The 23,713-nt window shown below is 37.3% G+C and carries 22 protein-coding genes and 1 pseudogene; 16 read left to right on the forward strand and 7 right to left on the reverse strand.

Annotated features, from left to right (window positions below; genetic code table 11):
- Positions 1 to 173: 173 nt before the first annotated feature.
- On the forward strand, positions 174 to 1,121 hold the full coding sequence (locus RE409_RS13360; protein ID WP_309559162.1) for a DMT family transporter: 948 nt from the start codon (positions 174 to 176) through the stop codon (positions 1,119 to 1,121).
- 45 nt (positions 1,122 to 1,166) lie between these two features.
- Here RE409_RS13360 and RE409_RS13365 read toward each other — a convergent pair whose 3' ends face one another.
- Positions 1,167 to 2,252, reverse strand: coding sequence for an MBL fold metallo-hydrolase (locus RE409_RS13365; RefSeq protein WP_309559163.1), 1,086 nt, complete (start codon positions 2,250 to 2,252; stop codon positions 1,167 to 1,169).
- 584 nt (positions 2,253 to 2,836) lie between these two features.
- Entirely contained in the window at positions 2,837 to 3,640 is an 804-nt protein-coding gene (locus RE409_RS13370; RefSeq protein WP_309559164.1) for an alpha/beta fold hydrolase, read from the reverse strand.
- A gap of 157 nt (positions 3,641 to 3,797) precedes the next feature.
- On the opposite strand from RE409_RS13370, the gene RE409_RS13375 reads away from it, so the two are divergent.
- Positions 3,798 to 4,235 carry a hypothetical protein gene (locus RE409_RS13375; protein WP_309559166.1) on the forward strand — a complete coding sequence of 146 codons (438 nt, stop codon included), beginning with the start codon at positions 3,798 to 3,800 and terminating at the stop codon, positions 4,233 to 4,235.
- A gap of 66 nt (positions 4,236 to 4,301) precedes the next feature.
- Here RE409_RS13375 and RE409_RS13380 read toward each other — a convergent pair whose 3' ends face one another.
- The 3 genes from RE409_RS13380 to RE409_RS13390 form a co-directional block, all read right to left on the reverse strand.
- Positions 4,302 to 5,090 carry an alpha/beta fold hydrolase gene (locus RE409_RS13380; RefSeq protein WP_309559167.1) on the reverse strand — a complete coding sequence of 263 codons (789 nt, stop codon included), beginning with the start codon at positions 5,088 to 5,090 and terminating at the stop codon, positions 4,302 to 4,304.
- Positions 5,091 to 6,168: 1,078 nt separating this feature from the next.
- A complete protein-coding gene (locus RE409_RS13385; protein WP_223305279.1) occupies positions 6,169 to 6,957 on the reverse strand; it encodes an alpha/beta fold hydrolase in 789 nt (262 codons plus the stop codon).
- 272 nt (positions 6,958 to 7,229) lie between these two features.
- Positions 7,230 to 7,361, reverse strand: coding sequence for a hypothetical protein (locus RE409_RS13390; RefSeq protein WP_274608124.1), 132 nt, complete (start codon positions 7,359 to 7,361; stop codon positions 7,230 to 7,232).
- Positions 7,362 to 7,490: 129 nt separating this feature from the next.
- On the opposite strand from RE409_RS13390, the gene phaQ reads away from it, so the two are divergent.
- The 11 genes from phaQ (at position 7,491) to RE409_RS13445 (ending at position 18,448) form a co-directional block, all read left to right on the forward strand.
- Positions 7,491 to 7,931: a poly-beta-hydroxybutyrate-responsive repressor gene (phaQ, locus tag RE409_RS13395; RefSeq protein ID WP_053346010.1), complete on the forward strand. Its 441-nt coding sequence runs from the start codon at positions 7,491 to 7,493 to the stop codon at positions 7,929 to 7,931.
- Positions 7,912 to 8,463, forward strand: coding sequence for a hypothetical protein (locus RE409_RS13400; protein ID WP_057213883.1), 552 nt, complete (start codon positions 7,912 to 7,914; stop codon positions 8,461 to 8,463). The genes phaQ and RE409_RS13400 overlap by 20 nt, the downstream gene beginning before the upstream one ends.
- Positions 8,464 to 8,829: 366 nt before the next feature.
- Complete coding sequence (locus tag RE409_RS13405) at positions 8,830 to 10,260, forward strand: sigma-54 interaction domain-containing protein (protein WP_116822079.1); 1,431 nt, start codon at positions 8,830 to 8,832, stop codon at positions 10,258 to 10,260.
- Between the two features lie 304 nt (positions 10,261 to 10,564).
- Positions 10,565 to 11,329, forward strand: a complete 765-nt coding sequence (locus tag RE409_RS13410; RefSeq protein ID WP_201224583.1) for an SDR family NAD(P)-dependent oxidoreductase — start codon at positions 10,565 to 10,567, stop codon at positions 11,327 to 11,329.
- A 24-nt stretch (positions 11,330 to 11,353) separates the two neighbouring features.
- Positions 11,354 to 12,943 (forward strand): class I adenylate-forming enzyme family protein, encoded by a 1,590-nt coding sequence (locus RE409_RS13415; protein WP_201224582.1) that lies wholly within the window; start codon positions 11,354 to 11,356, stop codon positions 12,941 to 12,943.
- An 85-nt stretch (positions 12,944 to 13,028) separates the two neighbouring features.
- Entirely contained in the window at positions 13,029 to 14,354 is a 1,326-nt protein-coding gene (locus tag RE409_RS13420; RefSeq protein WP_201249485.1) for an MFS transporter, read from the forward strand.
- A gap of 117 nt (positions 14,355 to 14,471) precedes the next feature.
- Positions 14,472 to 15,101, forward strand: a complete 630-nt coding sequence (locus RE409_RS13425) for a hypothetical protein (RefSeq protein ID WP_201180578.1) — start codon at positions 14,472 to 14,474, stop codon at positions 15,099 to 15,101.
- Complete coding sequence (locus RE409_RS13430) at positions 15,079 to 15,651, forward strand: polyhydroxyalkanoate biosynthesis repressor PhaR (protein ID WP_053346018.1); 573 nt, start codon at positions 15,079 to 15,081, stop codon at positions 15,649 to 15,651. Before RE409_RS13425 ends, RE409_RS13430 begins: the two co-directional genes overlap by 23 nt.
- Before the next feature lie 18 nt (positions 15,652 to 15,669).
- Positions 15,670 to 16,734 carry an alpha/beta fold hydrolase gene (locus RE409_RS13435; protein WP_235569436.1) on the forward strand — a complete coding sequence of 355 codons (1,065 nt, stop codon included), beginning with the start codon at positions 15,670 to 15,672 and terminating at the stop codon, positions 16,732 to 16,734.
- Positions 16,735 to 16,886: 152 nt separating this feature from the next.
- Positions 16,887 to 18,068 carry a M20 family metallopeptidase gene (locus tag RE409_RS13440; protein ID WP_309559169.1) on the forward strand — a complete coding sequence of 394 codons (1,182 nt, stop codon included), beginning with the start codon at positions 16,887 to 16,889 and terminating at the stop codon, positions 18,066 to 18,068.
- A gap of 179 nt (positions 18,069 to 18,247) precedes the next feature.
- On the forward strand, positions 18,248 to 18,448 hold the full coding sequence (locus tag RE409_RS13445; RefSeq protein ID WP_201180574.1) for a hypothetical protein: 201 nt from the start codon (positions 18,248 to 18,250) through the stop codon (positions 18,446 to 18,448).
- A 186-nt stretch (positions 18,449 to 18,634) separates the two neighbouring features.
- Here the strand turns inward: RE409_RS13445 and RE409_RS13450 are convergent, their stop codons facing one another.
- Positions 18,635 to 19,681, reverse strand: coding sequence for a phosphotransferase family protein (locus RE409_RS13450; protein WP_201180572.1), 1,047 nt, complete (start codon positions 19,679 to 19,681; stop codon positions 18,635 to 18,637).
- Positions 19,641 to 20,867 (reverse strand): acyl-CoA dehydrogenase family protein, encoded by a 1,227-nt coding sequence (locus RE409_RS13455; RefSeq protein ID WP_201224579.1) that lies wholly within the window; start codon positions 20,865 to 20,867, stop codon positions 19,641 to 19,643. Before RE409_RS13455 ends, RE409_RS13450 begins: the two co-directional genes overlap by 41 nt.
- Before the next feature lie 790 nt (positions 20,868 to 21,657).
- Between RE409_RS13455 and RE409_RS30695 the strand changes: the two are divergent.
- The 3 genes and pseudogenes from RE409_RS30695 to RE409_RS13470 all read left to right on the forward strand — a co-directional run.
- A pseudogene (locus RE409_RS30695) lies at positions 21,658 to 21,960 on the forward strand (nitrilase); the annotation flags it as partial.
- 566 nt (positions 21,961 to 22,526) lie between these two features.
- Positions 22,527 to 23,270, forward strand: a complete 744-nt coding sequence (locus RE409_RS13465) for a type II toxin-antitoxin system SpoIISA family toxin (protein ID WP_053346022.1) — start codon at positions 22,527 to 22,529, stop codon at positions 23,268 to 23,270.
- On the forward strand, positions 23,271 to 23,450 hold the full coding sequence (locus RE409_RS13470) for a hypothetical protein (RefSeq protein WP_053346023.1): 180 nt from the start codon (positions 23,271 to 23,273) through the stop codon (positions 23,448 to 23,450).
- Positions 23,451 to 23,713 lie beyond the last annotated feature (263 nt).

Here is a 23,713-nt window from a genome sequence, read left to right on the forward strand (position 1 = left end):
TTTTTGTCGTTCCTAAGAATAATAAGATTACTGAAGCTTAATATAACCTGCAATATTTAAGGGGAGGATCGTGGGACCTGTATCTTTTACCTTTAAACTTGGGTTGCAATTCAGATACAAGGGGTACTATACCTAAAATGGATATATAGTAGTCTAGTTGAGGAGCTGCATCTATGAAATCCTCTTTTGCATATATGTTGGCCATATTTCATGCCAGTATTGTCGGCCTATCATTCTTATTCACGAAAATGGCAATTTCTGAATCAAATCCACTTGATACATTGGCGTTCCGATTCAGCGTTTCCTTCGCCATCATATCATTATTAGTTGCTTTTAAAGTCATCAAAGTAAATTACACGTGGGAGTCCGCAAAAAAACTGGTTCCGCTGTCATTATTATTTCCAACTCTTTTCTTTGCCTTTCAAGCTTTCGGACTTAAATACTCACAATCCACCGATGCTGGAATCTTATCAGCCGTTACTCCGATTATAACGGTGATGATAGCGGGATATTTTTTAAAGGAAAAAACGTCTTTATATCAGAAGCTTTCGATTGTCTTATCGGTAGTGGGTGTCATTTTTATTTTTGTATTGAAAGGGAGCTCAATCAATTTTTCCGACATGCTCGGAATGGTGTTAATCCTTCTATCCTGTATTGCTACCGCATGTTATACGACAATGACCCGTTCACTAGCCAAAGATTATACCCCAGGTGAAATGTCCTTTTTTATGATGGGAATAGGATTCGTCATTTTTAACATTGCCGCTATCAGTTCCCACATCAACCAAGGAACAATGCAGGAATTCCTTTCACCATGGTTGAGCATGGAATTCATCAGTTCCATTTTGTATTTAGGAATATTGGCCTCATTGGTCACTTCGTTGCTATCTAACAGCATTTTATCAGAAATCAAGGCGTCACAAATGAGTGTCTTTGCAAACCTTTCCACCGTTGTCACGATAGTGGCAGGAGCACTTATTCTAAATGAAAAGATTACAACCTACGATATAATCGGGTCGGTTCTTATCATTTTAGGTGTAATCGGAACAAATTATTTTGGGGGAAAGAAAGATCATACTATAAAAATGAATCTTTATTATAATAAGAAGGAACACAGTTAAATAAATAAATAAAATCAGTCTATCCCAAATTAGGATAGACTGATTTTACTTCCACCATATTGTTTGAGGGAACTCTTTTACTCCAATAAATACTGGTTCGCCTATTTGCGGTGTAGAAACCTGAACGGAATGTTCTTTGGCCGCATTAGTTACCCTTTCAATTGGGTCTGTCCAGTCATGAAATGACAATGTGAACCCTGCCCAATGAATCGGAATCATTAGTTTTCCTTGCACATCGATGTTTGCTTGAACTGTTTCTTCAGGCGTCATATGGATGGTGGACCAGCGCTCATCATATTGGCCACATTCCATTAATGTAAGATCAAATGGACCGAATTTTTCTCCAATTTCTTTGAAATGAGTACCATACCCACTGTCCCCGCTAAAAAATATCTTGTCTTGTTTTCCGTTAATTACCCAGGAGCACCACAGAGTTGTATTGCCATCACGTAAACTTCTTCCGGAAAAATGTCTCGCAGGCGTGCAAACCAAATGCAGGCCGTTGTAATTAACTTTATCCCACCAATTATGCTCCTGAATCTTTTCTTTATTAACGCCCCATCTTTCAAGATGGCCCCCAACCCCCAGTGGAACAATGAACTGACCGACCTTATCTTTTAACTTCTTTATAGAGTAATAATCTAAATGATCATAGTGGTCATGTGATAGGAGAACCGCATCGATTGGAGGAAGTCTTTCCAAATCTATAGGTAAGTCCCTGCTAAACCGCTTATTTCCAAACAGTGGAAAGGGAGTGGGGGCCTTACCAAACATTGGATCCACTAATAAGGTTTTTCCATCCATCTCCAACATGAAGGCAGAATGTCCAAACCAGGTGATTTTATTGAAATCACCTATCATATGTTCTTTAGTTTCAATCAGAATAGGATTGTCGGGCCGCCTATTGGGATTTCCTTTTATATAATCCCGTAGTATCGAACCTGTATGTTTGAGGCTCATCGCCTGACTTGCAGGAATCTGGTTGATGAACTTCCCATCAACAAAATTCTCCTTCGTGCTGAAACTTTTTATTTTTTCTTTAGTCGCTCGTCTCCCTAAAGGAGGATAAAGGTACAAAAAAAGTGTACCTGAAATAAAAAAGAAAGTTAAAAACTTTATAATTTTAAGCATATATACTTTCCTCCTAAATTTAATCAATATTTTCGTTTACTTATCATAACACAGAATTTGGAAGGTTATTTACTGTGATGTTCTAAAAAGCCTTACATCTTATTCCTTAACTGGCATGTTTATTGCATATTACTAAACTGAATATAATTAATAATCAGAAGGAGTGAAGGATATGTTTGATTTTAGCCCATATATAAAATGTTTGGGTTAGGTTTGAAAATAAAATAATTCCATTAAAATAAACTTCAATCAACTATCTTAATTCAAAAAACAGCAAGGAATTTAGAAGAATTCCTTGCTGTTTTTTACATCTTACTTTTTATTTCATCATTGATTGGCATGTCGTCCATACATTTTATTGGATCCAATTTCTTTTTGTCTTTAAATCTAAGGATGACAGCATCGTAGAAAAGTAAAAGCGCTTGCTCAACAAGAGAGCCCATTAGATGGATTGGTTTATAATCGCCTTCTTACTGACCTTTTGGTGAGCCAGGTAATTTTATTGCGATATCCGCTAATTTCCTATGCTTGATCTGGAAGTATTGTAGCAGTTGCAATCGCCCCACAGATCCTTTTTGCTGACTTTATTGATGAGCTAGAAACTGTATAACTTTGTCATTTGCTTCCTCAGCTGCTTCTGTTATGTAAATGTGGCCTGCACAGGATACGGTGTGAAACTGAGAACCCTGAATACGTTCAGCTAACATTTTACCGTTTTCATATGGAACCAAATTATCTGCATCACCGTGTATAATCAATGTTGGTATGTTTATTTTATCAAGTTCATTGGATGTATCATGAGTTAGACAAGCTTGTAGTTGAGACAGATATGCGCTTGGCGGACTAATGATTTCTATTCGCTTTTGGATATCTTCCTGAATTAATTCAGGGTGCTTCTCAATAAAAGCTTGACTATAAACTATGGGTGCCGCTAACCAGGCATTATCCCTTGGAGAACCTGTAAGGGAGGCTCGAGATACCATTAAAGTAGATATTTCTGGAGCAGGTTGAATATGAGTAGTACCACCCGCAGTGGTACAACCTAGAACAAGAGAACGAACACGTTCCGGATAAGTGATTGCCAGCCTTTGGGCAATCATTCCACCCATTGAAATCCCATATACATGTGCTGAGTCAACCGAAACAGCATCAAGGACCGCTCTTGCATCCTCAGCCATCATTTCAATAGAATATGGCTGTTCAGGCTTACTGCTCTTACCAACACCACGATTATCAAAAACGATTACTTTAAAGCGCTTAGCTAAAGTGGGCAACGTTCTATGCCAGGATAAAGAGTTATAGCCGAGCCCCATAATCAACAATAAAGGATCACCTTGTCCGTGAACCTCATAGTAAAGGCTTTCATTGGCATGATTTACGAATGGCATGAAAATACCTCTTTTCTGTAATTAATATTTTATTCATTATATATGATTCTATTATGTGATCGTACCAAATATTTCAAAAATTGCTAATTGACTAAAATCCTATACTACATTACGCTTAATCTGGACACCATAGGGGTTAGTAGATTAGGAGAATAGAATGCCAGGTATGGAAAATGAGACATATATTGAATATAAAAAGCTTGAAGAAGAGTGGAATAAACATATTAAACAAACGGCGAATTGCGAACGATTCGTATTGCTGGTAGAAGAGTTAGTAGGGTCACACCTAAACCAAGTCCAGGACCAAAGAGCCATTATTAAATATTGGTTGGACTTCATGAATTACATGAGTAAAGAAGAGATAGTTAATGTTGCTAAGCATTATATTATGAATGAAACTAAACTAGATCATTTAGATGACATAACATACAACATATCAAAAAAATGGAATGAAAAAGGTAACTTCACTTCCTTGAAAGAAGTATTGAATGAGATGAGACTTGTACTTAAAGAAAGTCGTATGGAATTGATGAATAATGAAATCAATAATTTAAAGAATGAACTAAAAGAGGTAAAGTTGCTCTTTGTAAAGTGACGCAAACTTGTCAGTTCCAAAGGAAACAATTAAAGAATGTAGAGGGAAGGATGAACTCCTTCCCATTTATCCAGCTTTTTCAGTCAGTCCGTTTTCATTTAAAAATTGACGCAATGTATGATTAAATTTTTCTGTTACTTCAAGCTTTGCAATATGCCCTGATTTCTTAAGAATAACTAATTTAGAATTAGGGATTAGCTCGTGCATAAGGATCTGTATCCAAACTGGGATTATTGAATCATATTGACAACCAATAACAAGTGTAGGAACCTTTATTTCTGGCAACAAAGAGCGATTATCGACCTCAAGGCATGCTTCCATAGATTTTACATAACCTTCTTTGTTTGGTTTGTAAAACTTGTAGAACTCATCCATATTCTCCTGTTTCCAAGAGTATAAACAAGTTTTGGCAGCCATTAATTTTTGCTCCTCGGAAGACAACAAGAGTGCTCGTGCCTTTCGAACAGGGAAAAACAATGTTCTTAATTGAACTGGAGCATGATAAAACGTACTGACTAGAATTAAAGATAGGCATCTCTCTGATGCTTGCCGATAAATTTCCTGTACTACAATACCCCCCATTGACATTCCACAAATGTGTGCGCTTTCTATTTTTAATTCATCAAGTAAGGACAAAATATCCTTCGCGAAATTTTTAATCGTTATTCCGTCCATTCTTGGATTATTGCCATGACCTCTTAAATCAGGAACAATCAGGTCATACTGATCTGCTAATTCAAACTGTTTTTCCCATCCTTCCTTTATTTCACCAAGTCCATGAATGAGAACTAAAGGTTCGCCATTGCCAGTACGCAAATAGGGCATTTCGTCTTCACTAACAGCTATCGTTTTCACATTCAAAACCTCCTTAACTTGTTTTAATAGAGTTTCCATAATTACGGATGGTTAATCACTTGTAATTGAGTGTTTAATAATTGTTTCTATAATCTTTTGCCTTCTTTCCGGTAAGAGTTTTATGTTGTGCAGTTGTACGGTCGTCTCTTGCTCAAAATGTGTGGCATCTAAAAGAACTAAACCCTTTTCATAGCATGAAGAGGAATGGAGTCCTGCACTTTTTCCAGCATATTATTTCTGAGATTTCTTGACTAAACGGGAATAGGAAGTAACGGAGGATGTATATCAGAAACGTGATTGTTACATTCGCAGCGAAAGTTAAGGTCATGTTTTAATCTTTGTATCAAGTCTTTGATAGTAGGGAGGCGCTCGACAATCCTCTCGAACAAAGAATATATCTTCCAGCATAGTTCAAATCTAAAATAACTATTTTGAAATGTAAGGCAAAATAATATCCAGTCTTAAAGCGTAGGACTCCTGAATACCCTAAAGCTTCTTTGTCTTATATTACGTGTTGGGAGTCACCACTGTTCTAAATGGATGTGAATTATAAATTCATTCAATTTACCTAAAGATATGCTGAAATAACCCTAAAATCATGAAGTGATGATTAGGGTTATTTTAATAAGTTTAATAAAGGCAAAAATGTCAACGAATTAACGTTAAAGTAGGACTTGTCTCTTAATGAACCGATGATTTTGTCCCCCGATGTTGTTCAAATAATTTGATTTCCCCTCAAAGCCGTGAAAAGAATGATATCCTTTGCACATATTCAGCTATTTAATTTCTAATCATGCAAAAAACTCACTCAATTCGAATGAGTTTTTGATTATGTAAATAACTTCCTTGCTCCTTCTGTAACTGTTTCAAAGGAACGGATTGGGTGGGAAAATAAAATCTAAGCATTAACAATCAATGTAGTGATCAATGTTCAATAAAATAAAGAAGAAATGCTTCCATTGAAAAAGGAATCATTTCTTCGTTTCTGAGACTGAATTATTGGTGTTGATCTAGAATTAATAATATTCTTTGATTCCAATGGGTAGATAAAAGGGGAAGAAAGTACTCCTTCGACAAGTTATCCAGCTTTTTCAGTCAGTCCGTTTTCATTTAAAAAGTGACGCAATGTGTGATTGAATTTTTCCGTAACTTCAAGTTTTGCAATATGTCCTGATTTTTGGAAAATAACTAAATCAGAGTTAGGGATTTGTTCGTGCATAAGAATCTGTATCCAAACTGGGGTTATTGAATCATATTGACAGCCAATAACAAGTGTAGGAACTTTAATTTTCGGCAATAAAGAGCGATTATCGATTTCTAGGCATGCCTCCATAGATTTAACGTAAGCTTCTTTGTTTGGTTTATAAAACTTGAAGAACGCTTCCATGTTCTCCTGTTTCCAAGAGTATAAACAAGTTTTGGCAGCCATTAATTTTTGCTCCTCGGAAGACAATAAGAGTGCCCTTGCCTTTCGAACAGGGAAAAAGATTGTTCTAAACTGTGCTGGGGCATGATAAAACGTACTGACTAAAATTAAGGATAGGCATCTTTCTGGTGCTTGCCGATAAATTTCCTGTACTACAATACCCCCCATTGACATTCCACAAATATGAGCGCTTTCTATTTTTAATTCATCAAGTAAGGACAAAATATCCTTTGCAAAATTTTTAATCGTTATTCCGTCCATTCTTAGATTATCACCATGTCCTCTTAAATCAGGAACAATCAGGTCATACTGATCTGCTAATTCAAACTGTTTCCCCCAACCCTCCTTTATTTCACCAAGTCCATGAATGAGAATTAAAGATTCGCCATAACCAACACGTAAATAAGGCATTTCGTTTTTACTGACAGCTGTCTTTTTCACAATCAAAACCCCCTTAACTTGTTTTGATTTAATTGCCATAAATACGAAGAATGAAACATGGTAATTGCATCGATGTCCGCATGCTCTCTTTTAATGTAACGTCAAGCTGCTAGTAATAAAATTTTCGTACAATAGTGGATGAGCTCGCCATTCACTCCACTCGTACATATACCATCAGCATAGTTCAATTCTTAGGAGCACCCAACCATGGCTATTTTGAAATAAAACGCAAGACAGAATCCAAATTTTGTTTGAATCAAACGTTGTAGGTTCTAAGTCGTATAATTCCTGGATGCCATTTCTTTGTCTAACAAGCGTTTTGAGTCACCACCATTCTTAAATAGTTTGGTCCGTAATTGACTAATTCGAGATTTAGCAAGATATTCCTTTTTCTGTAAGTTCAAAACCTTACCTCATGGTGGCTTATTTTTGAAATTTCATTCAATTGCATTATATATATATGTGCTCGCTTGACTTGTAATTACTTATAGGTGTAAAATACATATATAGATTAATTATCGAGGTGAAATTGGATGGCAAAAGACAACAAAGAACAATCATTAGCCCCTTCGAAAAATTTTATTATGCCATTTATTTTGTTACTTCTCAGCGGATTTTCCTTACATGGCTACGAGCTTATCCAAAAGCTGCAAAACTTTGGGTTCCAAACCCTTGATCAAGGGAACTTATATCGGCTATTGCGAAAACTGGAACAAGATAATTTAGTGAGTTCTGAATGGGATACCACAGGCAGTGGTCCCGCTAAAAGGAAATATTCGATCACAGACGCTGGTGTTGCTTATTTAAGAACCCATGCAACCCATTTGGAGAACTACCAATCCATGTTGGATCAATTTTTCCGTATGTATTCAAGTTTTTTAGAGCTCTATATGCCTTCATTTCAGATGAGGGATTCAATAGAGAAATCTAGCAAGAATAAGGGGAGGAACAAAAATGAGTCAAAAGAAGAATGAACAAATTGAAAAGGCCTATATTTCTGAATCAATCGTTAATACAGTTTGGAATCAGTATGAAGGTGCTATTGAGCGGTCCCGCAAAGTCCTTGAAAATCAAGAGGAAGTATACATTAGGACACTTGAGGAAACGTCAAAGTTCAATGCTGAACTTCGTAAATCACTCACATCCTTTTACGAAGGAAATAAAAAAGTAAATGCGGATGTTATGAACTCATTCCAAAGTAATAAAGCGGAGGAAGTTTTGTCAGAGGGACATCGTTCTTTCATTAATGAAGGACAGGAAGTCGTGAATCGATTCGAAAACATTATGTTAACTCCATTAAAATCATCCTTTGATATAATGGAGCGATTTGAAAAGAGGGCTGTTGAAAACAATAAAGCCTATGTAGAGAACTTACAAACACATAGAAAAGAACGTACAGCTAATTCAAACGAATACATTAATCTTGCTAGAACAGCACAGCTTAGATTATTACGTCGTGTGGAAGACGGTTTTAAAGTTATGGTAGGTTCAGGGGTAAATAAGTAGTAGATTGTAAGCTCGAGACCGTTAATTATTAAAAATGAAAAATCTCATTGAGAAATAACCATGAACAGGTACTTTCCATTAGTGCTTGTACGGGTTATTTTTTTTGGCCATTTTCAAATTCATCCAACTAATTAGAAGTTTTGTAAAGAATTCGTTAACTATGTAGAGTATAGTGAAAATTCTGAAAAAAGAGAAAGGTATTTCCAACAATTTGGAGAATTAAATAAATAAATGTAATTGAGTACATTTTGAATCACCTATGTTTTTCGATTCGAAAATTCATCATTCTATTTATCTAAAACAAAAAGTTTATTTAAAAACGCTTTACCTGTTATTCTTACAAAACACTTTTTAGGGGCGAATGAAATGCAAAATATGTATACAATTGGTGACTTCATCATATCTCAGGACACCAAGATAGAAAGTGTTGACAATACAGACATCCAAAACATCTTAGCTTCCATATTTCAGTCAAGTTACGATGGGATATACGTTGCCGACAAAAATGGTAATGGAATGATGGTAAATCATGCATACTCAAGAGTTACTGGTGTGAAAAGCCAGGAACTTCTTGGTAAAAATATGAAAACAGTGGTGAAAGAGGGCCTAGTTTCTGAATCCGTTACAATGAAAGTTTTAGATGGAAAAGCGCCAAAAACGATTATTCAGACTGTAAGAGGAAAGGAACTATTAGTTACTGGAAATCCTGTATATGACAAGAATGGGGAAATTGCTTACGTTGTAACGAACGTAAGGGATATAACGGATTTAAACCATATGAAGACCGAACTGCAAAATTCCATAAATTTAACCCAAAAATATTTAAATGAAATCGAGGAACTTAAAAAAAAGGAAATGCTGCATATGAACCTTGACGGATCCGTAGCTCAAAGCCAAGAGATTATAAAGGTTTTTCTTCTTGCTAAAAAACTGGCAAAAGTTGATTCAACTTTACTCATCTTAGGTGAGTCTGGCGTCGGGAAAGAAGTCATCGTTAAATACCTACACCAAGAAAGTGAACGCGCAAACCAACCTTTAATTAAAGTGAATTGTGCAGCCATACCAAAGCACCTTCTTGAATCTGAACTTTTTGGATATGAAAAGGGCGCATTTACAGGTGCGGACAGTCGTGGAAAACCTGGTTTATTTGAACAAGCAAATGGGGGTACGATTTTTTTAGATGAGATTGGAGACATGCCAATTGATCTTCAAGTTAAATTATTAAGGGTTTTACAAGAATTTGAAATCACTCGTGTCGGCGGGAGAAGTAGCTTCAAAATAGATGTAAGGGTCGTTTCAGCGACACATAGGAATTTGGAGGAAATGGTCGAAAATGGCGAGTTTAGAAAGGATCTTTACTATCGATTAAATATTGTTCCCATTAAAATACCAGCATTACGAGAAAGGAAAGCAGATATCGTACCGCTAGCCTTCTATTTTTTAAATAAAATGAACAAAAAGAACCGATTAAATAAGCGTTTTCATCCGGAAATCATTCGTTTCTTCGAGGAATATCCATGGCCTGGTAATATTAGGGAGTTGGAAAACTTGATTGAGAGATTAGTTGTAACGGCCGATCTGGAACAAATAGGCTTGGAGGATTTGCCACCAAGTATGTTACAAGGATTAGAACTTAAACAAAATGTAAAGAGTACATTAAAAGAAATCATTGAAAATGTTGAACGAAAGATAATAAAAGAGAAAATTCAAGAATATAAAACAACACGTAGCACGGCTAAAGAATTAGGCATCAGTCAATCGGCACTTGTAAAGAAAATGAAGAGATTAGGTTTGTAAACACGGTAAATGATGAAGAAAGTAATCAAGGGAAATTTATATAATCCATTATGGTCAACGTATATTCGTTGGCTTTTTTTGTAATAAATAAAGTTTTACTACCCCGATTCATTGCTATATAAACATATTTCGGGTAAAAAAGGTGCCATGAATTAATTTTTTTCATCCAATTATAAAAGTTGGCACGGCAATTGCATTAACTAATTATTTGTGTAAGTCTAAAAAAATATATAAATGGCGGTTTGATTATTCTTTTGCTGAAACAAAAGAACAGTCATTCAAAAAGGGGAAGGGGAAAAAGAGTATGAATTTGCCTACATTTAATCTAGCAGGAAAGATTGCACTAGTAACAGGAGGTAGTAAAGGTATTGGATTTGGAATGGCTCAGGCTTTAGGCCATCATGATGCAACAGTTGTCATTTCCAGCCGAGGAACTGAGGAAGGAGAACGAGCGGTTTTACAGTTAAGGGAAGAAAATATTGATGCACACTACATTTCTTGCGATGTTACTAAGAAGTGTCAAGTGGAAGATTTGGTTAGCCAAATTGTCGATAGATTTGGTTCACTTGATATTTTAGTGAACAATGCGGGACTCAATATTCGTAAGCCATTAATTGACATAGAAGAAAGCGACTGGGATACAGTTTTAGAAGTTAATTTAAAAGGAATCTTTCTAGTTGGTCAAACTTGTGCAAAACAAATGATCAAACAAAGCTATGGAAAAATAATCAATATCTCATCTATTTTAGGAACGATTGGAATGCCATTCCAAACATCTTATGCTGCAAGTAAAGGTGGCATTAACCAAATGACAAAAGTATGGGCGGAAGAATTAGCTGCATATAATATTACCGTTAATGCAATTGGACCAGGATATATAAAAACTCCGATGACTGGTGACTGGCTCTCTGACCCTGAAAGGCTTCAAAAGATAATAGATTCCGCAATGATCAAACGAATTGGAGAAATTTCAGACTTGGTAGGGCCAGTGGTTTTCTTGGCTTCTGATACATCTGCGTATGTTACGGGCCAAATATTGAATGTCGATGGGGGCTGGACTGCAAGATAAATAGCTAGTTAAGGAGGTATGAAAATGAACATCGTGGAAGAAATGCATTTTAATCGTAAAATGAAGGTTTTCGGAAAACGGCCAAAAAATATCATGTCTATGTTGAAAGAAACGGTTGAACAATATCCCGAAAAAGAAGCACTGGTCATGAATGGAATTCGACTCACATATCAAGAGATGCTCGATAAAGTGGAAAATATTGCCGGTAATTTACAAAACTCTTTGCTTGTTGGGAAGGGAGACCGTGTGGCCCTTTTATTGGGGAATAGTATCGAGTTCTCTTTACTAGTGTTTGCTTGTGCGAAAATTGGCGCCATAGTTGTGCCATTAAATACGAGATTAAAAGAAAAAGAACTTTCTTATATGGTAGAACATTCCGGCACCAAAATTTTGATTACGGATGATGAATTTTTACCTAAAGTAGAAAACTTGAGGGATGAAGATTCAATCATAAATGTTCAAAATTATTTCTTGATTGGAAATGGAACACCAAGGCGAAAAGACTATCTTCCTTTTGAAGTCCTAGAACAAAAATCTTCAGTTGTAAACATAAATGTCTCGGAAGATGATGAGTTATTCATTATGTATACTTCAGGTACAACGGGACTTCCAAAAGGAGCCATTGGTAGTCATTTAGGAGCCATTCACAGCTCAATGAATTATGAACAGGTACTAAAATTAAATCAAGAAACACGGACATTGATCGCTGTTCCTCTCTTTCACGTCACCGGCTTGATTGGCCAGTTAATGCACATGGTTAGAATAGGTGGGACATCCGTTATCATGAGTAGATATAGGACGGAAGAATATATTCGTTTAACAGCTGAAGAAAATGTTTCCTTTTTATTTAACGTCCCAACCATCTATGTCATGATGATGTCTCACCAAGATTTTCTAAATTATAGGTATCCAAATGTAAATTGTATTGCCTTTGGTGGTGCACCTATGTCTTCCGAAACTATTAATAATTTAAAAAGGCATTTTCCGAATGCCTATCTGCATAATGCTTACGGCGCAACCGAGAGTACTTCACCAGCAACAATAATGCCACAATCCTATAATCAAAACAAGAGTGTTTCGGTTGGATTGCCGGTTCCTGTTGGAGTATTAAAAGTGGTTAATGATAAGGGTGAACCATGTTTACCTGAAGAAGTTGGAGAATTATTAATGAAGGGACCAATGGTGGTTGAGGGCTATTGGGACAATGAGGTAGCGAACCAAGCATCATTCATTGATGGGTTCTGGCGCTCAGGAGATTTAGCAAAAATAGACCAGGATGGTTTTGTATATATTATGGACCGTAAAAAAGACATGATAAACCGTGGTGGGGAAAAAATATTCTCGATTGAAGTAGAAAATGTTTTATATAATCATCCAAAAGTATTAGAAGCCGCTGTAGTAGGAATTCCAGATCCTCTCTGGGGCGAAGTCGTAAAAACCTTTATCATACCCAAGGCTGATGAAACCATTGAAAAGCAAGAAATAAAAGATTTTGTTTCCGAATATTTAGCCAATTATAAGGTCCCAACAGAAATTCAATTCGTAGAAGAATTTCCTCGTAATTCGGCAGGCAAAGTTTTAAAGGCCGAGTTGAAGAATCTTCTGCTTAATTAAAATTTCACACTATTTAGTAGTAAAGCATCTCTAATTATTTATTGCGGATTGATTTACCATAATCTATGTAGAGGAAGCGATCATATTGAATAAAATTGTGAAAAAAGCATGGAACTACCGTTATGTCGTTCTTGTCGTTCTTTGGCTGGTCTATATTATTAATTATTTTGATAGGATGGCAGTCTTAACCTTCCTTCCATTTATTCAGGAAGATTTAAACTTAACCCCAGTCGAAGTAGGACAACTTGCATCCGTGTTTTTCTTTGCTTATGCTGCTGCTCAAATAAGCGCTGGTTATCTTGCTGATAAAATTGGTCCTAAAAAGGTTATGTACATTGCAATATTGGTATTCACTGTCATTACAGCCTTAACAGGAGCTGTCAAAAACTTCACCCAGTTTTTATTATTACGTATTGGCTTAGGATTTGGAGAAGGACATCATTTTGCCCCAGCGATTCGGGCAATAAACAACTGGTTTCCTCAAAATGAAAAAGGAAGAGCCACTTCTTTTTTCGCAACTTCATGGGCAGTTGCTCCCGCAATTGTGCCAGTTATAGTCACTAGTATCTCTTTCTACTTTTTTGGGGGGGATTGGAGACCGGTATTCTATGTTCTTGCTATTCCGGGTGCGGTTGCAATTTTTTTACTGTGGTATTTTGTATCGAATACCCCAAAAGAAATGATTGCTAAAGGGAGAATAAGTAAGGAACAGGATATTGATGGACAAGACGATTCTCCAATTGAAAAGATGTCGAAGGAAGAGAAAAGAAAAACCTACGGGCTTTTCTTAAAAGACTTTCATTTTTATGTCTATACTTTGCTTCTTTTTTGTCAATTGGCCGTTTATTGGGGAACTACTACCTGGTTAACTAGTTTTTTGGTTACGCAGCATGGGATGAATATTAAGGAAATGGGCTTCTTTGGTTCTGCCCCTTATATCATTGCTTTCTTCGCTATGTTATTAGGGGGATGGCTGATGGATAAAGTTCTTGGTCGTATGAAACCTGTTGCTTTAATTGGAGGGATAGGTAGTATTCCTGTATTGTGGATGCTTGGTGCGATAGACAGTGGGAAACCTGCCCTGTTGCTCACTCTGCTCTTGCTTGTCGGTTTCTTTGTTAACTTAAACTTCGGCTCAATTTATGCTTTTTTGCCTAAACGCTATCCAAAGGAAATAGTCGGAAGTGCTACTGGGTTATCTAATGGTATTGGTCAACTGGGTGCGTTTGTGTCTCCTCTTGTCGCGGGTTATTTAGTGACTGTAGGGGCGGATGGTTCACAAGACTTTGGTAACGTTTTTATATTTTTTGCCTCAGTAGCGGCCCTGTCTGTTGTTTGTGCAATCATACTTAAAGAAAAGCCGGTATCGGATTCAGTTATTCCAACGGTAAACCAAGAGAAGGTTATTTAAGGTTGCTTAGTAATTTTTATTATCTTTGATTATTTGTGGGTAAGGGAAGTATATATGAATTTTTGACGAAGTCCTATAAATAATGACTTCGATCGTAAAGCGTGGAGGGAAAATATAATGGCAAAAATACACCAAATCGAAAAAAACACTTCAAGTTCAAGTTTAGACCTTTTATGGAATCAAGCGTTTGAACAATTAGATGCTTGGGTTGAAAGGACAGAATTTCGTGAGGAAGTACTACTTCAATCTGCTCTCCAATTTGCAGAAAATGTTAAAAGGAATCATAAAAATAGTAAAGAACTCAGTGAACAATTTTCTAAAGAGCTGCATCATTGGGAAAAAATCTCTAGAGAGGAACTTCTCAACGCAACGACTGTCCTGCAATATTTTTTCCCAGTAAAGTCCTATGAGGAAATTAACAAACAATTAGATGATGTTCAAAACAATACAACAAAGTTAACATCAGGGGCTAATCTGCTAAATGGCGAACATGTTGACAACTTTATGTCCGTATTGAAAGAGCATGTTGAATTTAGACAAAATAACCGCAATCTGTATGTGGACAATATGAAACAAACTGCTTCCATTATCCAGAATAAACAACGTGATTTCTTGAAAATAATGAATAACCAAATGAAAAATGTGTTTTTTCCTTTTCATACATATATGGAGGGATTAAACGAATCAATTAAATCAAATCAAAATACAGGGGGTTCTTCAGAAAATGGTAGATCAAAAAACATTTGATCCATATGATATGTTTAAAAAATTTAGTGACCAATGGGAAAAACAAGCAAATGATTTCATCAAAGGATCGTCAAATAATCCGGAATTTGTAAGCTATTCAAGATTAACTTCGGATACCCAAGCACGTTATCTGGAGTTTTTTAAAAAGAACCAGGAGTTTTTCGCCAATCAATGGAACGTACCTACTAAAGCAGATTTGTCTAACGTAGCGAAATTAGCTATCCAAACGGAAGAAAAATTGGACTCGCTGGAAGAACAGTTATGGAAATTACAAGATTCTGTTGATTCCTCCAATAAGGAAATGGAAAGCATTACTGAAGTTTCCCGTGACATTATTAAGCTAGTAAAACAGCTAAAAAAAGAGCAAACGATATCCAAAAAAGAGTTAGAAGAGGTAAAACAGTTGAAATCAAATCTCCAAGAAGTGAAAAGTGAATTGGCAGAAATCCATAGCTTAAAAGAGGAGATTCTGATTCTTAAAGAGCTAATGGGCAAAAACATTGATACAAAAGCAAAACAAGAACAAAACCTAGCTGTTACATCTAAATGATAATAAGGAGGAATAAATTTGGCTACTGAAACTCTAAATAATAATACAATTCCCTCTTTCGATTTTGAAAAAGAGATGACGCGTTGGAACGAATTTTCAAATGCCATCAGTGGACCTGAACTAAGTGAAGGTCACACTCCAAGACATGCTATTTGGAAAAAAAATAAGGCGACTTTATGGCATTATCCTACCGTTGAAAAAAAATATGATGTTCCTGTCTTTATTGTTTACTCGCTAATCAACCGCCCTACTATCCTAGATTTTGCACCTGGTACCAGTGTAATAGGAGGCCTTGTAAACAGTGGCTATGATGTGTATTTATTAGACTGGGGGATTGCGGGATACGAAGATAAAGACATTACTTTGGGTGATTATGTTGTTGACTATATTAAAAAAGGTGTAGGGCGAGCATTAAGGCATTCGGGTGCAGATGAAGTGTCTGTAGTCGGGTATTGCCTGGGAGGGACACTTGCAGCCATGTATGCCGCAATTGCGGATGAGCCAATTAAGAACCTGGTATGTGCGGCAGTACCAATTGATTATAGTGTGCCTGCCATGCCTGAGAAATGGGCGGAGGGACTAAAAGAAGGTGCTTTTAATATAGACCGCTTCATTGATGTTTACGGATTAATTCCTCCTGTCTATATTGAAGCAATGTTTAGGTCCATAACTTCTCCAATCTACTACAGTCCTTATGTTACACTTTTGACCCGTGCTAATGATAAGCGTTTTGTGGAAAAGTGGCGGCGTATGAACCAATGGACAAAAGGCCATGTACCTTTAACTGGAGAAGCTTTCCGACAAATAAGTAATGACCTCATGAAAGAAAATAAACTCGTTAAGGGCGAGTTCACTATTCGTGGTAATAAAGTCGATTTGGGTAAAATTAAGTCAAACCTATTAGTTGTTATCTCAAAAAATGATAACCTTATACCTCAAGGACAAAGCCTTCCATTGATGGATTTGGTTTCAAGTGAAGATAAAACCCATCAACTTGTGGAAGCCGGCCATGCTTCCTTGGCATTAACCGGGAAACTTGCAGGCATATTAAATAGTTGGTTATGTGACCGTTCAAATCATTGAGTATATCCAATAAAAATTAGTGATAGAAACCTAGTTCCAATTATTCACTTGTCTCCCAATATACATGGAGACAAGTTGATTTTTGGTATTTGTGAATAAAATTTCAAGCTAAAAAACCTAAAGAAGCATCATTCTAAAAAAGGTGGGATTGGATGACTGATTTACATTCTATTTTTGAACTTATTGATGAATCAAGATCTGTTCGATTTCTACAATCACTTATTCAAGTGAACAGCGTGAATCCACAAGGAAATGAAAAAAGGGTTGCTGAGGTTATTCAATCTTATTTAAAATCATCAAACCTTCAAGTCGAATTGGATGATCTCGGTAACGATCGTGCAAATCTATTTGTAACATACCCGAATGTGAAATCAGATGATAGATATTTAGTGTATAGTGGGCATTTTGATACGGTCCCTACGGGTAAAGTAGAATGGGAACACGAACCGTTTTCCGGAAAATTAATAGATAATAAAGTATTTGGTCGAGGGGCAACCGATATGAAAAGCGGTGTAGCTGCAATGGTCCTCGCTTTAGAATGTATCGAACGGGCTGGTGTTCAATTAAATGGGAAGTTGCAGTTTGTCGGCACTGCAGGAGAAGAGGTTGATGGATACGGTGCAAAAAAAGTCGTAGAAAAGGGACAAATAGATAAAGCTACTGCGTTAGTTGTATCGGAACCTAGTGAAAACGAACTGTATACATCTCATAAAGGATGTCTGTGGCTGGAAATTATCACCTACGGAAAAACGGCCCATGGATCAATGCCTGACCAAGGGATAAATGCCATTACAGCGATGAACGAATTAATGAATCGTCTCCATACCTATGGATTTGAATATTCTCCACATCCACTATTAGGCTACCCAACGATTAATATTGGAACAATTGAAGGTGGAGTAAAAACAAATGTTGTGCCTGATCAGTGTAATTTGACTCTAGATATACGAACTGTCCCTGGACAGGATAATGACAGCATTTTACATGATATTGAGAATATGATCAAAGAGATTTCAGAGAAGTTACAGTCAACATATCAAATAAAGGTTATTAACCGAATGGATTCCGTGTCCACAAATGAATTTGATGACTTTGTAAAACTTGCTGTTCAAACAGGGAAGAATCACCTTAATTTAGACCTAAGGCCCTCAGGTGTTAATTATTATACTGACGCTTCAGTGTATTGGCCGCATTTACGAATTCCAACTATTATAATTGGTCCCGGAAACCCACGACTTGCTCACCAGCCGGATGAATATGTAGAAATTGATAAGTTCATAGAATCTATCCGTTATTTTATTGCACTTGCCATTGATTATTTAGATGGGGAATAGTATGGATTATAGAAACACAATATTAGTCTAGTCAATGGTTTTTCTTTTCGGATTATTATAGAAGAACAGTAAAGGTGAAGTCCAACAGATTTCACCTTTTCTGTTTTACCATGTTGTTGGCAATATTATTTTTCTTTTTTTCTAGATTGCTTTTCGTCATATCGCAGAAGGAATCGAACATGAAGATCAAGGGAATTTCTTCAACAGAATTCATGGGAAATTGGTCAAGATATCACTTGAATCCATTTATTCGGAAACAGATCTCTGAATACTATGAAACCACCCATAGAAGAAAAACTCCACAACCATCTGGAACAGAAATGATCGTGAAGTTTTTCTGTCTTGGTCTTGGGCTGTTTTTATATTTTATGGAAATGTAAATAATATGAAATGTCTTGGTGTCTAGCACCAGACACCATCGGCTCGAGGGCATATGCTAATCGTTGGGGTAGAAGACTAATCCAGCTTACTGACATCCGCCAGTCGCTGTTAAGTGGGAATTTGTACTTTTAAACATTTATCTAAATTTTTAACCCAAGGTGTGGGTAGACACTTTCAATTGTTACTTATAACAATTCACGGTTTTTTGCTCGATTTGCTTGATGCATTAAATTTTTGATTCCAATGTGTAAATGTTCAAACCGGCTGTCCTGACTATCCCCATTTTTCCAACGATAATAAAGCTGCTGAAGGACAACGGCTATCTTATAGAAGGCAAAGGTTAGATAATAGTCAATATCACTGAGACTGTTGCCACTTTTTAATGCATAAAGGTTGGCAAATTCCCTACGTGTTAGGAATCCTGGCTTGCTAGTAACGGAGGTGAGTCCTGTTTCGGTTTCACCTGGCTCGGTCCAATAAGCCAAGCTGATGGCGAGATCCGTTAATGGATCACCGATTGTGCTCATTTCCCAGTCAAAAACAGCCACGGCTTCAGGGCTATTGTAGGAGAACATCATATTATTCAATTTGAAGTCATTATGCACAATACTGGAAAGTGACGAGGAGGGAAGCTTGCCGAGCAGCCACTGCTCGGTTTCACCTACCCCGTCTAATTCATCTGTTTTCGACCGTTCGTAGCGTTTAATCCAGCCTTTGACTTGACGTTCGAGATATCCATTCGGTTTGCCGATCATATTGAGCCCGGCTGCTTGATAATCAATGCTGTGTAAACGTGTAAGTGTATCGACAACCGTTTCCGAGACTGCCTTAGCATATGCTTGATTTCCATCCAACTCAGGGGGAAGGGAATCATCAAGGACAAGCCCTACCTTCTTTTCCATTATATAAAATTGCTTATCCGTAATGGCTGGGTCATCACAATATAAAAACGGTTTTGGTGCCAAAGGAAAAACGGGATTAAGCTTGCCCAAAATCGTAAACTCTCGCTTCATGTCATGTGCATTTGGCGGGAGGTCTCCGAATGGTTGACGACGGAAAACACCCTCCCACTTTCCGATATTGATTTGGTACGTAATATTCGAGTAACCTGCAGAGAAAGCTTTAGCCTGCAGTGAATCATTCGGTAAAAAAGGAATATGTGAGCGGATGTAGTTTTCGATTACGTTCCAATCAATTTGACTGGCTTGTGTTTTGGACTGGTTTTTGGACATTGGATTCCCCCCCCATGAACTCCTTGAGTTCCAGCTTGGCTACTACGCTGCGATGGACTTCATCCGGACCGTCATAGATTCTGGCAGTCCGTGCTTCACGGTAAAAGCCTTCAAGTGGCGTATCCCCTGTAATTCCGAGAGCGCCATGCACTTGAATGGCTCGGTCGATGACATCATGCAGCACTTTTGCTCCAAAATATTTGATTCTTGAGATTTCCTTACGAGCTTGATCACCATTGTCCAATTTCCAGGCAGCATGGAGCGTCATTAGACGAGCAGCTTCAATATCAGCAGATGAATCAGCAATGAAGTTTTGGATCGATTGGAACTCGGTTAGTGTTTTTCCACGTGTCACACGTCGAGAAGCGTAGTCAAGCATTAAATCGAAGCTTCGTTTCGAAACGCCAATCCAGCGCATTGCATGGGTGATTCTTCCTGGTCCAAGCCTTAGTTGGGCAAGCCTAAACCCTTCACCACGCTGTCCAAGAAGGTTTTCTTTAGGAATGCGGCAGTTCGTATACCGCACTTCACAATGGCCACCAGTATAATGATCGCCGATAATAGGTACTTCACGAACGATTTCAAAACCAGGATTATCAGAATCGACGAGAAACAAGCTGAATCTTTGATGACGTGGAGCTTCCGGATCTGTCATCGCCATTACAATGGAAAACGATGCACCTATAGCGCCTGTTGTAAACCATTTATGGGCATTAATGACCCATTCATCGCCCTCCAGTTCAGCTCGGGCCTGAAGTGTCGTAGGGTCCGATCCGGAAACTTCTGGTTCTGTCATCGCAAAGCAGGAGCGGATATCACAGTTGGCAAGAGGCACCAAGTACTTCTCTTTCTGCTTCGGGGTGGCTGCCTTCCATAGAATTTCCCCATTTCCAGCATCAGGTGCCATAGAGCCGAAAATGTATGGACCAATTGGACTTCTACCAATTACTTCAGACAGTAAACCGAGGGAAACGAAGCCCATCCCCATTCCATTAACTTCTTTTGGTAAATGACCGGCCCATAATCCAAGCTCTTTCACTCGTTCCTGTAATGGTTTTAAAATATCATCCGGCAGGCCGCGATGTGGAACCATATATTTTTCATTTGGGTAAACGAACTCGTTCATAAATGCAGTTGCTTTTTCAATCATGATTTGTTGTTCTTCAGAAGGGTTAAAATTAAACAAGAAAATCACTCCTTTAATTTTTTCATTGGTAATACATGCAAGAATAATGCCAGGTCAAGGGCCGTTTAGGTGCGTTCTAATTCTAAAACACATGATTACAATTCGAATCGAGGTGCAAAGTTTTTTTGAAAATAATAATAGGATTGAGATGTATTAGAAAATGAGAAAACTTTGAAACTATATAACTATCTTTAATCAAGCTATGATGAATTTATGTTGCTAATGTGATCGGATATGGAATCATGGGAGGGAGGCATATAAAAAATAACAGGGTGACATAGAGAAGAATTGATTTGTAAGGAACTACGGGACATTAAACGGAAAGGTTTCATTTTAGATTCAATCACTTAAAAGCTAAAAGAGCAGCCAACTGATTACGATCATCCAGCTAGTAAGGGAAAGAAGTTCTGGAGACTGGTAACAAGAAGGTAACACTAAAGTATGGAATAATATCAATAATCTATTATTAATTTAAGGAATACACCCTAGTAGCTTTTTGGCAAAATGCAAGGGCGGCATCATTCAAGGTAGCGGGGGCGTTGCTCGATCTTGGGAGTCGGATGTAGGTAAATTAGTGAATGCATTTATATTCCATGGATCCAACCAACTCTAGTTTAAATTAGATTTTGAAAGTGATTACATTATTCATCAATGATTCCAAATAGAATCGGTCCATTTTATCGAGGATGCCTAGGACAGTGCTTTAAAAAGATCTTAGAAAGACACCCTGTAAAAAAATAAATAGTAAGCGTATTTGTAAGTAGCTGTCGTCCAAGCTGTTTCTGTTATTATGAATCGAGAAGCAAGTACAGGAAAGGCTGTTTCATTAACCCCAGAATCAGGAAAAAAGGGGCTAACATTGTCGTTTTTCCTGATCCCAGCTACCCGAGGGGATTCAGCCTTGGAGTAACAGTAGGGAATTGCTCTCCTGAAGGAAAAAAACTGGCTTTGTTATTGGGAAAATTCAGTTCCTGTTCCAAGTAAAACAACTGAAAGGTTGGGAGAAGCAGTATGGAAGGCTAGTGGCTATATCGTAATCGGCGTGATTGAAAGAGACAAACAATTCAGTATGAATACTATCTTGCTATGTTCTTCACCATAAAAATATGAATTTTCTGAAAATAATTGAAATGGTAAGACGGAATTTAAGATCAGATTAAATGTAAGTATTCGGTGCAGTAAATCACATCGCTACCTGAGTTAAAAGCCGTTCGTGATTGTATTTCAAGTATTTTCACACGTCCTCTAATAAATGGTTAGGTAACTACTACTATCCTTGCTGGAATCACAGGTTCTGCATCAGGAGGAATGGGAATTTCTCTATGCGTTAATGGCAGATAAGTACATCCAAAATACAGACCAGTATCCGTTTGAAGTAACATCGAGTAGTTTCTAGTAGTTTCAATGGCTGCCGGAGGGATGGATTCCTTCCTCACAATGGTGAGGTTATTACTTTACTTGTCATTACAGGACTAACACACCGTCAATCGTACCGAGATATGTTAGTGTCTTATTTATATAGGGAAAAACTCTCCACCGGCACATAAGTTTCACACTCCCTATGCAGGGAAAAGATGTATATATACTGAATAATATATAGAGAGAGAGATGAGAAAGGTAACAGCTGTATGAGGGGCAGGGTGATAAAACGATGTGTTAATGTTTTTCAGAGTCTTTGTGTGGATTGTATTTATAGCTTTATTAGCATATGTTGTTCTTTCCTGGAAATTTAAAGATAAGGTAAGTAGGAAGATTGAAGCGATTAGGAAAACCTGGTATGTCATTTTTATTTTGGGAGCATTGATTTATTGGAGTTTCTATCCGAAAAGTATATTCATTGAGTGGAAGAACTTTTTGATTATGGCGATTGTGTTTGTTCTGGTGGATATGTTTGTGTTTTTGAGTATGTATATATCTAAAATCGGCGATAATGAACTTTCCTATGCCACAAGAGCTGTTGCGGAAAGTGACAAACTTTTAACGGACAACCGCGAAAAGGTAAAAAATATGTTTCACCTTTTGAAAAAAGAGGGAATTCCGGAGTATTATCAAACGAATAAGGAATACCTAGCTTACTTGAGTATTCTGCTTCAGGCCTATGCAGCTAAAGAGGGAATGAACGTGAAGATTCTCCCTTTTAAAACGGAACAGGACAAGCAATTGGTGCTAAATGGGCATCCGAACTTGAATGGCAGTATCATCCGTGCTACATTGGAAAGAGAAGATACGTATTATAACGATGAAGAAAAAATGGCATTGCAGCCTGTAAGTATTTTAATGGAACCCTATATCCTAAATGTTAAATCAGAAAGCTTCGTTTCAGAAGTGGATTGTTTATTAATAGCATTATTGATCATGATGTTTGATATGGTCATAAAACAAAAGCAAGGTGGTGAAGGATGAATGAGCATTTATGATAAAGCAGGCAGCGAGATTTCAGTTGCCGTAATCAAACCGCAGGTCAAGATTCCCGATGTAGGCTTAAGCCCTCATACTAAAAAGGTGATGAAACAGAATGAACGCATTATCCTGAATCAAAAAGAAAAAACTGCACGGTTCAGCCGATTAAGAGACGTACTATAAGTATAAGGGCAGAGGAAAATTCCTCTGCCCTTATGATATTTGGAGGAAATATGCATATACTATTCAAAACTAAAGAATAGGAAGGGTCTTTCAGTATATGAACAAAAAACCCGAGAGAGTGAACATCCCGACCCCCTCCGCTTCACCATCTGAGAAACGGATACATAAAGAAAATGCTGACTTGCTGAAGCTTCTGCAAAGGTTAAAAGCGAAACGTTGGATCTTTTTACGATAATGGAAAACCAGTGTATAATAAACACTGG

The sequence above is a fragment of the Peribacillus sp. R9-11 genome (assembly GCF_031345095.1).
Taxonomy (GTDB): Bacteria; Bacillota; Bacilli; order Bacillales; family DSM-1321; genus Peribacillus; species Peribacillus butanolivorans.

Bases quoted from the DNA above. Each gene is read 5' to 3' on its own strand.
- RE409_RS13360 (WP_309559162.1), top strand. From the start codon at position 174: ATGAAATCCTCTTTTGCATATATGTTGGCCATATTTCATGCCAGTATT.
- RE409_RS13365 (WP_309559163.1), bottom strand. From the start codon at position 2,252: ATGCTTAAAATTATAAAGTTTTTAACTTTCTTTTTTATTTCAGGTACA.
- RE409_RS13370 (WP_309559164.1), bottom strand. From the start codon at position 3,640: ATGCCATTCGTAAATCATGCCAATGAAAGCCTTTACTATGAGGTTCAC.
- RE409_RS13375 (WP_309559166.1), top strand. From the start codon at position 3,798: ATGCCAGGTATGGAAAATGAGACATATATTGAATATAAAAAGCTTGAA.
- phaQ (WP_053346010.1), top strand. From the start codon at position 7,491: ATGGCAAAAGACAACAAAGAACAATCATTAGCCCCTTCGAAAAATTTT.
- RE409_RS13400 (WP_057213883.1), top strand. From the start codon at position 7,912: ATGAGTCAAAAGAAGAATGAACAAATTGAAAAGGCCTATATTTCTGAA.
- RE409_RS13405 (WP_116822079.1), top strand. From the start codon at position 8,830: ATGCAAAATATGTATACAATTGGTGACTTCATCATATCTCAGGACACC.
- RE409_RS13410 (WP_201224583.1), top strand. From the start codon at position 10,565: ATGAATTTGCCTACATTTAATCTAGCAGGAAAGATTGCACTAGTAACA.
- RE409_RS13415 (WP_201224582.1), top strand. From the start codon at position 11,354: ATGAACATCGTGGAAGAAATGCATTTTAATCGTAAAATGAAGGTTTTC.
- RE409_RS13425 (WP_201180578.1), top strand. From the start codon at position 14,472: ATGGCAAAAATACACCAAATCGAAAAAAACACTTCAAGTTCAAGTTTA.
- RE409_RS13430 (WP_053346018.1), top strand. From the start codon at position 15,079: ATGGTAGATCAAAAAACATTTGATCCATATGATATGTTTAAAAAATTT.
- RE409_RS13440 (WP_309559169.1), top strand. From the start codon at position 16,887: ATGACTGATTTACATTCTATTTTTGAACTTATTGATGAATCAAGATCT.
- RE409_RS13445 (WP_201180574.1), top strand. From the start codon at position 18,248: ATGAAGATCAAGGGAATTTCTTCAACAGAATTCATGGGAAATTGGTCA.
- RE409_RS13450 (WP_201180572.1), bottom strand. From the start codon at position 19,681: ATGTCCAAAAACCAGTCCAAAACACAAGCCAGTCAAATTGATTGGAAC.
- RE409_RS13465 (WP_053346022.1), top strand. From the start codon at position 22,527: ATGTTTTTCAGAGTCTTTGTGTGGATTGTATTTATAGCTTTATTAGCA.
- RE409_RS13470 (WP_053346023.1), top strand. From the start codon at position 23,271: ATGAGCATTTATGATAAAGCAGGCAGCGAGATTTCAGTTGCCGTAATC.